12 protein-coding genes are annotated in these 9,501 nt (G+C 72.1%); 7 read left to right on the top strand and 5 right to left on the bottom strand.

The window, feature by feature from the left end; all coding sequences use genetic code 11:
• Positions 1-26 precede the first annotated feature (26 nt).
• On the bottom strand, positions 27-629 hold the full coding sequence (locus tag ACFRMQ_RS32540; RefSeq protein WP_380734334.1) for a malonic semialdehyde reductase: 603 nt from the start codon (positions 627-629) through the stop codon (positions 27-29).
• Positions 630-757: 128 nt separating this feature from the next.
• Positions 758-1,018 carry an exodeoxyribonuclease VII small subunit gene (locus ACFRMQ_RS32545; RefSeq protein WP_380734335.1) on the bottom strand — a complete coding sequence of 87 codons (261 nt, stop codon included), beginning with the start codon at positions 1,016-1,018 and terminating at the stop codon, positions 758-760.
• A 94-nt stretch (positions 1,019-1,112) separates the two neighbouring features.
• Between ACFRMQ_RS32545 and ACFRMQ_RS32550 the strand changes: the two genes are divergently transcribed.
• A complete protein-coding gene (locus ACFRMQ_RS32550) occupies positions 1,113-1,601 on the top strand; it encodes a GNAT family N-acetyltransferase (protein WP_380734336.1) in 489 nt (162 codons plus the stop codon).
• A 17-nt stretch (positions 1,602-1,618) separates the two neighbouring features.
• Here the strand turns inward: ACFRMQ_RS32550 and xseA are convergent, their stop codons facing one another.
• Together xseA and ACFRMQ_RS32560 are read right to left on the bottom strand one after the other, a co-directional pair.
• On the bottom strand, positions 1,619-2,842 hold the full coding sequence (gene xseA / locus ACFRMQ_RS32555) for an exodeoxyribonuclease VII large subunit (protein ID WP_380734337.1): 1,224 nt from the start codon (positions 2,840-2,842) through the stop codon (positions 1,619-1,621).
• A gap of 10 nt (positions 2,843-2,852) precedes the next feature.
• Positions 2,853-4,211 (bottom strand): APC family permease, encoded by a 1,359-nt coding sequence (locus tag ACFRMQ_RS32560; protein ID WP_380734338.1) that lies wholly within the window; start codon positions 4,209-4,211, stop codon positions 2,853-2,855.
• A gap of 120 nt (positions 4,212-4,331) precedes the next feature.
• On the opposite strand from ACFRMQ_RS32560, the gene ACFRMQ_RS32565 reads away from it, so the two are divergent.
• Together ACFRMQ_RS32565 and ppgK are read left to right on the top strand one after the other, a co-directional pair.
• On the top strand, positions 4,332-5,306 hold the full coding sequence (locus ACFRMQ_RS32565) for a 4-hydroxy-3-methylbut-2-enyl diphosphate reductase (protein WP_380734339.1): 975 nt from the start codon (positions 4,332-4,334) through the stop codon (positions 5,304-5,306).
• A 188-nt stretch (positions 5,307-5,494) separates the two neighbouring features.
• Entirely contained in the window at positions 5,495-6,241 is a 747-nt protein-coding gene (gene ppgK, locus ACFRMQ_RS32570; protein ID WP_380734343.1) for a polyphosphate--glucose phosphotransferase, read from the top strand.
• Between the two features lie 63 nt (positions 6,242-6,304).
• On the opposite strand, the gene ACFRMQ_RS32575 is transcribed toward ppgK, so the two are convergent.
• Positions 6,305-6,952, bottom strand: a complete 648-nt coding sequence (locus ACFRMQ_RS32575; protein ID WP_380734340.1) for a DUF6542 domain-containing protein — start codon at positions 6,950-6,952, stop codon at positions 6,305-6,307.
• Between the two features lie 152 nt (positions 6,953-7,104).
• Here ACFRMQ_RS32575 and ACFRMQ_RS32580 point away from each other — a divergent pair, with 152 nt between their 5' ends.
• The 4 genes from ACFRMQ_RS32580 to ACFRMQ_RS32595 all read left to right on the top strand — a co-directional run bounded on the left by ACFRMQ_RS32580 (position 7,105) and on the right by ACFRMQ_RS32595 (position 9,354).
• Positions 7,105-7,494, top strand: coding sequence for a VOC family protein (locus ACFRMQ_RS32580; RefSeq protein ID WP_380734341.1), 390 nt, complete (start codon positions 7,105-7,107; stop codon positions 7,492-7,494).
• A gap of 84 nt (positions 7,495-7,578) precedes the next feature.
• Positions 7,579-8,652 carry a redox-regulated ATPase YchF gene (gene ychF, locus ACFRMQ_RS32585; protein WP_380734342.1) on the top strand — a complete coding sequence of 358 codons (1,074 nt, stop codon included), beginning with the start codon at positions 7,579-7,581 and terminating at the stop codon, positions 8,650-8,652.
• 169 nt (positions 8,653-8,821) lie between these two features.
• Positions 8,822-9,103: a type II toxin-antitoxin system prevent-host-death family antitoxin gene (locus ACFRMQ_RS32590; protein ID WP_344325967.1), complete on the top strand. Its 282-nt coding sequence runs from the start codon at positions 8,822-8,824 to the stop codon at positions 9,101-9,103.
• A complete protein-coding gene (locus ACFRMQ_RS32595) occupies positions 9,100-9,354 on the top strand; it encodes a Txe/YoeB family addiction module toxin (RefSeq protein ID WP_350631555.1) in 255 nt (84 codons plus the stop codon). Before ACFRMQ_RS32590 ends, ACFRMQ_RS32595 begins: the two co-directional genes overlap by 4 nt.
• Positions 9,355-9,501: the final 147 nt, after the last annotated feature.

Genomic DNA, 9,501 nt, shown 5'->3' on the forward strand with positions numbered 1-9,501 from the left:
GCGGGGCCCTTTCGCGCGGGGGCCGATCAGACGGTGGTGACGACCTCGTCGTAGGCCAGGCGCGGCGAACGCGGGAACCAGGCGTCCTCGCCCGGCTTGCCGATGTTGACGACGGCCAGCACCGAGTGGTCGCCCTCGGCGAAGAACTCCTTGTTGATGCCCGCGGCGTCGTAGCCGGTCATCGGGCCGGCGGCCAGGCCGGCGGCGCGCACGCCGATGATGAAGTAGGCGGCCTGCAGGGCGCCGTTCAGGGCGGCGGACTGCTCACGGACGCCGCGCTCCGAGAAGAAGACGTCCTTGGCCTGCGGGAAGTGCGGGAACTGGGTCGGCAGCTCCTCGTGGAACTCGTTGTCCGCGGCGAGGATGGCGACCAGCGGGGCGTTGGCGGTCTTGGCCTTGTTGCCGTCCGCGAGGTGCTGGACGAGGCGCTCACGGCCCTCGGTCGAGCGGACCAGGACGACGCGCAGCGGCTGCTGGTTGAAGGCGGTCGGGCCGTACTTGACCAGGTCGTAGATGGCCTGGACCTGCTCCTCGGTGACCGGCTCGTCGGTGAAGGTGTTCGCGGTGCGGGCCTCGCGGAACAGCAGGTCCTGGGCGGCGGCGTCGAGTACCAGGGCGTCGGTGGTCATGCTTCTGCACCTCATGCGGATAAGGGGTTCGTCGGTGTGATCGGCCGCGGCCGGTCACTTCCACCAACATAGGTGAATATTCAACGATTCCCCAAGCCGATGTGACCTGGTTCACACCGCCGGTCGGCTCACTCCCCGCCCGCGCCCGGGCCCTCCTCGGCGGCCAGCGCGGCGTCCAGCCGGGCCCGGGCGCCGTCCAGCCAGCGCTGGCACACCTTCGCCAGCTGCTCGCCGCGCTCCCACAGCGCCAGCGACTCCTCCAGCGACGTCCCGCCGTTCTCCAGCTGCCGGACCACGTCCAGCAGCGCGTCCCGGGCGTGCTCGTAGCCCAGCGCGTCGTCCGGGTTCGGTGCCGCCGCGTCCTGCCGCTGTTCCTGCTGCTCTGCCATGGGTGCCAGCGTAGGGGCCGGCAGCGACAGGGACGGCTCCGGCGGGGCGGAAACCCGGGTGCGTCCGGCCGGGCGCGGCACTAACCTCCGCCCCATGATCGACGTACGACCCGCCGTCCCGGCCGACGCGGCCGAACTCGTCAGGCTGCGCGGCCTGATGTTCGAGGCGATGCCCAGCATGGCCGCCGTGGCCGGTCCGGGGCCGTGGCAGGCCACCGCCGAGCGCATCCTGCGCGAACGCCTGGACGCCCCGGCCGAGGAGCTGACGATGCCCTCCTTCGTGGTCGACGACCCCGACCGCCCCGGCCGGCTGGCCGCCTGTGCCGTCGGCACCCTGGAACGCCGGCTGCCCGCGCCCGGCAACCCGGAGGGCCTGTTCGGCTTCGTCTTCAACATCTGCACCGACCCCGGCCACCGGCTGCGCGGGTACGCCCGGGCCTGCACCGAGACGCTGCTCGACTGGTTCGACGGCCGCCGGGTCGGCCGGATCGACCTGCACGCCAGCAGCGGCGGCGAGGCGCTCTACCGGAGCCTGGGCTTCGGCGAGCACTCCGTGGCGCTCTCCCGGCAGCGCTCCCACTGAGCTTGGGGGCGGGGCCCCTACCGGGCGTCCCGCTGGGGCTCCACCGCGACGTCGAAGCCGCCGCCCGCCACCCGGGCGCGCAGGACCTCCCCGGGCCCGACCTGCTCCGGGTCGGTCACCACGGTGCCGTCCGCCCGCTGGAGCACCGCGTAGCCGCGCTCCAGGGTGGCCGCCGGGGAGAGCGCCACCACCCGGGCCAGGGTGTGCCCGAGGTCGCTCTGCGCGTGGTCCAGCCGGTGCCGCAGGGTGCGCCGGGCCCGCTCCACCAGGCCGTCCACCTCCTGGCCGCGCCCGTCCAGCATCCGGTGCGGGGCGGCCAGCGCCGGGCGGCTGCGCAGCCCGGCCAGCCCGTGCTGCTCGCGCTCGACCCGGGACAGCACGTGCCGGCGGGCGCGGTCGCGCAGCTGGCGGACCTTGGCCAGCTCCTCGCCGACGTCCGGAACCACCCGTTTGGCGGCATCGGTCGGGGTGGAGGCGCGCAGGTCCGCGACGAAGTCCAGCAGCGGCTGGTCCGGCTCGTGCCCGATCGCGCTCACCACCGGCGTACGGGCGGCCGCGACCAGCCGCACCAGGGATTCGTCCGAGAACGGCAGCAGGTCCTCCACGCTGCCGCCGCCGCGCGCCACGACGATCACGTCCACCTCGGGGTGCTCGTCCAGCTCCCGCACGGCCGCGCTCACCCGCTCCACCGCGCTGACCCCCTGCACCGGGACGTTGCGCACCTCGAAGCGGACGGCGGGCCAGCGCCGCCGGGCGTTCTCCAGGACGTCCCGCTCGGCCGCCGAGCCGCGCCCGGTGACCAGCCCGACGCACTGCGGCAGGAAGGGCAGCGGCTTCTTGCGCTCGGCGGCGAACAGGCCCTCCCCGGCGAGCCGCCGCTTCAGCTGCTCCAGCCGGGCCAGCAGCTCGCCCAGGCCCACCGGCCGGATCTCAGAGGCGCGCATCGACAGCTGCCCGCGCGCCGCGTACCACTCCGGCTTGGCGTGCACGACGACCCGCGCGCCCTCCTGCACCACGTCCGCGACCTGGTCGAAGACCGAGCGGAAGCAGGTCACCGTGAGCGACACGTCGGCCTGCGGGTCGCGCAGGGTCAGGAACACCACGCCCGCCCCGGGGCGGCGGCTGAGCTGGGTGATCTGCCCCTCCACCCAGACCGCGCCGAGCCGGTCGACCCAGCCGCCGATCAGCGCGGAGACCTTGCCGACCGGGAGCGGCGCTTCGGGGGAGCTGGTGTTGGCCATGCGAACGACCCTAGCGGCGTTCGCCGACACCTCCGGCGCCGCCGCCCTGGACGGCGAGCACCGTCAGGCCGACCGCCAGCCAGACCGCCCCGACGATCTGCGCCGTCGTCGACGCCTCGTAGACCACCGCCCCGATCACCGCGATCCCGAGCACGGGGACGACCAGGTGCCGCAGCCGGTCCCGCGAGCCGTGCCGGACGGTGTACCAGCCGACCACCGAGGCGTGCAGCAGCGCGAAGGCGGTCAGCGCGCCCACGTTCACCACCGAGGTCAGCTGGTCCAGCCCGTCGTCCCGGTTCGCCGCCCAGACCGCCGCCGCCATGGTGATCACCGCGGCCACCAGCAGCGCCCGGCGCGGCACCGCGGTGGCCGGGTCGACCGCGCCGAGGAAGCGCGGCAGCCGTCCGGCCCGCCCCATCGCGAAGACCAGCCGCCCGGCCGCCGCCTGCCCGGCCAGGGCCGCGAAGGCCGCGCCGATCGCCTTGCCGGCCGCCACCAGCACGTGCAGCCAGTGCCCGACGCCGCTCTCCACGGTGTCGTAGAAGGCCGAGCCCTGCGCCGCCGGGTCGGCGGCCAGCCGCTCCGGGCCCATCGGCTCCAGCAGCGCCGCCAGGTAGGTCTGGGCGACGAACAGCAGGCCGGCCAGCGCCAGGCACCAGAGCACCGCCCGGGCGACCGCGGCCGAGGCCCCGACCGCCTCCTCCACGAAGGTGGCGATCGCGTCGAAGCCCAGGTACGAGAGCACCGCGACGGACACCGCCGAGATCACGGCGGCCGGTGAGAAGTCCCCCACGGCGGTGAACGGGGTGTCCCAGCCGCGCCGGGCGCCGTCCTGGGCCAGCACCACCGAGGCCGCCACCACGAACACCGCCAGCACCGCGATCTCCATCGCGAGCACCGCGAAGCCGGCCACCGCCGCCGTCCGCACCCCGGTCAGGTTGAGCGCGGTGGTCACCACCACCGCGAGCGCCGTCCACACCCAGCGGGAGACGTCCGGCACCAGCGAGTTCAGCGCGATCCCGGAGAACAGGTAGGCCACCGCGGGGATCAGGAGGTAGTCGAGCATCGCCATCCACCCGGCGATGAAGCCCGGCCCCTCGCCCAGCCCGGCCCGCGCGTAGGCGAACACCGAGCCGGTCTGCGGCACCGCGCGCACCATCTGGGCGTAGGAGAGGGCGGTGAGGCCCATGGCCACCGTCGCGGCCAGGTACACCGTGGCGACGGCGCCGTGGCTCTTGGCGTCCAGCACGCCGAAGACGCCGACCGGGGCCATCGGCGCGATGAACAGCAGTCCGTAGACCATCAGATCGCGGACGCCCAGGCTGCGGCGCAGACCGCCGGACGTCTCCTGCTCGCTCACAGGGCTCATAGAGACCATATTTTGAGCACCGATGACCGAGTCTGCTCGGAAATCGTGCGGTGTCGGCGCGGCTTCCCACCGGAGAGCGGACGGGCAGACACCGCTTGCCACCGCCCGTACGATGGGCCCATGTCCAAGACCGCGCAGCGCCGTGTCCTGCTCGCCGCCCCCCGGGGCTACTGCGCGGGAGTCGACCGCGCCGTGATCGCCGTGGAGAAGGCCCTGGAGCAGTACGGGGCCCCCATCTACGTCCGCAAGCAGATCGTCCACAACAAGTACGTGGTGCAGACCCTGGAGAAGAAGGGCGCGATCTTCGTCGACGAGACGGAGGAGGTGCCCGAGGGCTCGATCGTCGTCTTCTCCGCGCACGGTGTCGCCCCGTCCGTCCACGACGAGGCGCGGGCCGGCAAGCTCGCCACCGTCGACGCCACCTGCCCGCTGGTCACCAAGGTGCACAAGGAGGCCGTGCGCTTCGCCGACGAGGGCTTCGACATCCTGCTGGTGGGCCACGAGGGCCACGAGGAGGTCGTCGGCACCATGGGCGAGGCCCCGGACCGGATCCACCTGGTGGACGGTGCCGAGGACGTCGCGGCCGTCCGGGTCCGGGACGAGTCCAAGGTGGTCTGGCTGTCCCAGACCACCCTGTCCGTGGACGAGACCATGGCCACCGTCGACGAGCTGAAGAAGCGCTTCCCGGAGCTGGTCAGCCCGCCCAGCGACGACATCTGCTACGCCACCCAGAACCGCCAGGTCGCGGTCAAGAAGATGGCCCCGGAGACCGACCTGCTGATCGTCGTCGGCTCCAAGAACTCCTCCAACTCGGTCCGCCTGGTCGAGGTCGGCCTGGAGTACGGCGCCAAGGCCGCCCACCTGGTGGACTTCGCCGAGGAGATCCAGGAGGAGTGGCTGGAGGGCGTCGACACGGTCGGCCTGACCAGCGGCGCCTCGGTGCCGGAGATCCTCGTCGAGGGCGTGCTGGAACTGCTGGCCGCGCGCGGCTACGACACGGTCGAGACGGTCAAGACCGCCGAGGAGCACCTGACCTTCTCGCTGCCCAAGGAGCTGCGCCGCGACCTGCGCGCCGAGGCGGCGGGCAAGCTCTGAGCCGGTCGTGAGGAACCCGGCGCCCCGTGCGGGGTGCCGGGTTCCGTGCTGTGCGAGCGCCCCTCGCGCGTCCGCGGTGCCGCTGCTGTGCGGCTCCGCCCGGGCTCTCGTAGGTTTGTGCACAGGCTGTGGACGATTCACCGGCCGGGGACCGGCCGGTCCCCGGCCGACGGCGGAGGGCGGACATGATGACGGCGGCATTCGGTGTGGACATCGGCGGCTCGGGGATCAAGGGCGCGCCCGTCGACCTCGCCCGGGGCGCGCTCACCGAGGAGCGCTACAAGGTGCTCACCCCGCAGCCGTCCGCCCCCGAGGCCGTGGTCGCCGCCGTCTGCGAGGTGGTCCGCCAGTTCGACCACCACGGCCCGGTCGGGCTGACCTTCCCCGGCGTGGTGGTCGACGGCCGTACGAGAACGGCGGCCAACGTGGACAAGGGCTGGATCGGGCTGGACGCGGAGGGCCTCTTCAGCCAGGCGCTGGGGATGCCCGCGACCGTCCTGAACGACGCGGACGCGGCCGGAGTGGCCGAGCTGGCACACGGCGCCGGCCGGGACGAACCGGGCGTGGTCCTGGTGCTCACCTTCGGCACCGGCATCGGCAGCGCGCTCTTCGTGGACGGCACGCTGGTGCCCAACACCGAACTGGGGCACCTGGAGCTGCGCGGCAAGGACGCCGAGCGCCGGGCCTCCTCGGCCGCCAAGGAGCGGCACGAGCTGAGCTGGGAGCAGTGGGCCGGGCGGGTCGACGAGTACCTGGACCTGGTGGAGAAGCTGTTCTCGCCGCGGCTGGTCGTGATCGGCGGCGGGGTGAGCCGCAAGCACGAGAAGTTCCTGCCGCTGCTGAAGGCCCGCGAGGCGCGGGTGGTGCCGGCGGAGCTGCGCAACGACGCGGGCATCGTCGGTGCCGCCATGGCGGCGGCCCGGGCGGCGGACTGAGGGAGCGGGCCGAGGGGGGCGGCTCGTAGCTCCTCAGCGGGACGGGTTCTCGGCCGGGCGGCCTCAGCGGGAGCGGTGGAACCGGCGCTGGGCGACGAACCGGGCGAGCACGATCAGAGCCGCCAGCCCGGTGCCGGTGAACAGCCAGTCGGCCCGCAGCGCCAGCCCGGTCGCGAGCGAGACCACCTGGGCGGTGACGCCCGAGGAGTTCACCGGTTCGAGCAGCAGCAGCGCGAGGGCGAAGGCGATCGGCCCGCTGATCGGTGCGGCCAGCAGGTCGGCGTAGCGCACCCGGACGGCCAGCTGGAAGCAGACCACCAGGTAGCCGAAGCCGAACAGCCAGCCCAGGCCGTCGAACAGCAGCCGGTCCAGGCCCGCCACCGCGAGCGTCGCCAGCACGGCGAGCACGCCGGTGCCGACGGCCGTCAGCCGGGTCGGCCGGCCGGAGCGCCGCCCGCCGTACGACGGCTCCTCGCCGCGCCCGCTTCCGCGCAGCGGCAGGCGCAGCCGTGGACCGGCCGGTCGGGCGGCGGACCGGTCGGCCGTCGGGCGCAGCCGGGAGGAGGACGCGGCGGGGCCTCCGGCGGCCCCGGGAGCCCGGCCCGGCCCCGGGACGGCGGCTGCGGACGAGCCGGTCGGCGGACGGCGTCTGGGCCCTGGCGGCTGGGTACGGATGCTCTGCTCCACCCGCCCAACGTACGGTCCGATCATCGCCACACTGTGTAATGCGTCGTTCCGGCCTTGCCCCGTGTCTCCGGGCGGGATAGTGATGTGATGGGCATTCAGGTGTGTTGACCTGCACGGTCGCGCGGACGCGCGACGATCACCGGATCCGTTCACGGGTCCTTCCACGGGGGAGAGACATGACCGATTTCACGTTCGAACGGCTCGATCACGTCCAGCTGGACATCCCGGCCGGCGCCGAGGACGAGTGCCGCGCGTTCTGGTCCGGCGTGCTCGGCATGACCGAGCTGGCGAAGCCGCCGGTGCTGGCCGCGCGCGGCGGCTGCTGGTTCCGCGGTGGCGGGGTCGAGGTGCACCTGGGCGTGGCCCCGGACTTCCGGCCGTCCCGCAAGGGGCACCCGGGCATCCTGGTCCGCTCGCTGGACGCGCTGGCCGACCGCCTCACCGCCCACGGCCACCCGGTGACCTGGGACGACGGCCTGCCCGGTCACCGGCGCTTCTACGCCGACGACAAGCTGGGCAACCGGCTGGAGTTCCTGGAGCCCCGGACGGCGGCGGCCGGGGCGTGAGCCGGGACGGGGCCTGCCCGTAGACTTGGGGGTCGGCCCGTACGGTGCCGACCCAACTCCTCCAAGCCCACGGGACTGCGCTTCATGTCGCTCACGATCGGAATCGTCGGCCTGCCGAACGTCGGCAAGTCGACCCTGTTCAACGCCCTGACCAAGAACGACGTGCTGGCGGCCAACTACCCGTTCGCCACCATCGAGCCGAACGTGGGCGTCGTCGGCGTCCCGGACGAGCGCCTGGGCAAGCTCGCCGAGATCTTCGGCTCCCAGCGCATCCTCCCGGCGACCGTCGACTTCGTCGACATCGCCGGCATCGTGCGCGGCGCCAGCGAGGGCGAGGGCCTGGGCAACAAGTTCCTCGCCAACATCCGCGAGTCGGACGCGATCTGCCAGGTCGTGCGCGCCTTCACCGACCCGGACGTGGTGCACGTGGACGGCAAGGTGTCGCCCAAGGACGACATCGACACCATCCACACCGAGCTGATCCTGGCCGACCTCCAGACCGTCGAGAAGGTCCTGCCGCGGCTCCAGAAGGAGGCGCGCCTCAAGAAGGACACCGCCCCCGTGCTGGCCGCCGCCGAGGCCGCGCAGGCGATCCTGGAGACCGGCAAGACCCTCTTCGAGGCCGGCTTCGACACCGCCCCGATCCGCGACCTGCACCTGCTGACCGCCAAGCCCTTCCTCTACGTCTTCAACGTGGACGAGGCCGAGCTGGCCGACGAGGACTTCAAGAACGCCCAGCGCGAGCTGGTCGCCCCCGCCGAGGCGATCTTCCTGAACGCCAAGATCGAGTCCGAGCTGATCGAGCTGGACGACGCCGAGGCCCTGGAACTCCTCCAGTCGATGGGCCAGGAGGAGCCCGGCCTCGCCACCCTCGCCCGGGTCGGCTTCAACACCCTCGGCCTCCAGACCTACCTGACGGCCGGCCCCAAGGAAGCCCGCGCCTGGACCATCAAGAAGGGCGCCACCGCCCCCGAGGCCGCCGGAGTCATCCACACCGACTTCCAGAAGGGCTTCATCAAGGCCGAGGTGATCTCCTTCGCCGACCTGGTCGAGACCGGCTCCATCGCCGACGCCCGCGCCAAGGGCAAGGCCCGCATCGAGGGCAAGGACTACGTCATGCAGGACGGCGACGTCGTGGAGTTCCGCTTCAACGTGTGATTACTTTGAGGTAGATTGATCTGTCAAATGCGCAGGTCGCACGGGGTCCGCCTCTCTTGAGGCGGGCCCCGCCTTCTTTTCCGTGCCGACTTGGTGCTGACTTCTTTGGCCCGCCGTGCTCGCATGAGTGGTACGTTATGTGGTACCGGTTATGGAGGGAGTTCAGTCGATGTCGATCACTGCCAGCGAGGCGCGCAAGGCTCTCTTCCCGTTGATCAAGAAGGTCAATGACGATCACGAGGCCATCGAGATCGTCTCCAAGCATGGAAATGCCGTACTCGTCTCGGCCGAGGACTATGCCGCTCTGCGTGAAGGCTCGTACCTGTTGCGCTCGCCGGTGAACGCCCGCCGCTTGCTTAAGGCGTACGAGAACGCCCTTGGCGGCATAGGGCTTTCCGAGCGGGAGCTCATCGATCCTGACGCGGCGGATGGCGAGAAGGGTGCCGCGTGAGGCTCGTCTTCGAGGAGACCGGCTGGGAGGACTACACCTCCTGGCTCAAGAACGACCGCAAGATGCTTGCCCGGATCAACAAGCTCATCGAGGACGTGTTGCGCGACCCGTTCACTGGTATCGGCAAGCCCGAGCCACTGAAGTACCACTTGCCCGGGGCCTGGTCGAGGCGGATCGACGACGAGCATCGCCTCGTCTACTTGGTGACGGACCGGGAGATCATCGTTCTGGCTGCCCGCTACCACTACTGATGGCCGGCGTCGAGTTCGAGTCACCGTGCTGATTCTGTGCTGACTTGGGTCGCCGGGATCAGCATCTTTGCAGGTCACAGCCGCATGGTGAGCATTCCGCTTCAACGTCTGATCCCTGGACACCGGACCGCCCGGCCCCCGCGCACG

This window comes from Kitasatospora sp. NPDC056783 (genome assembly GCF_042789895.1).
Taxonomy (GTDB): Bacteria; Actinomycetota; Actinomycetes; order Streptomycetales; family Streptomycetaceae; genus Kitasatospora.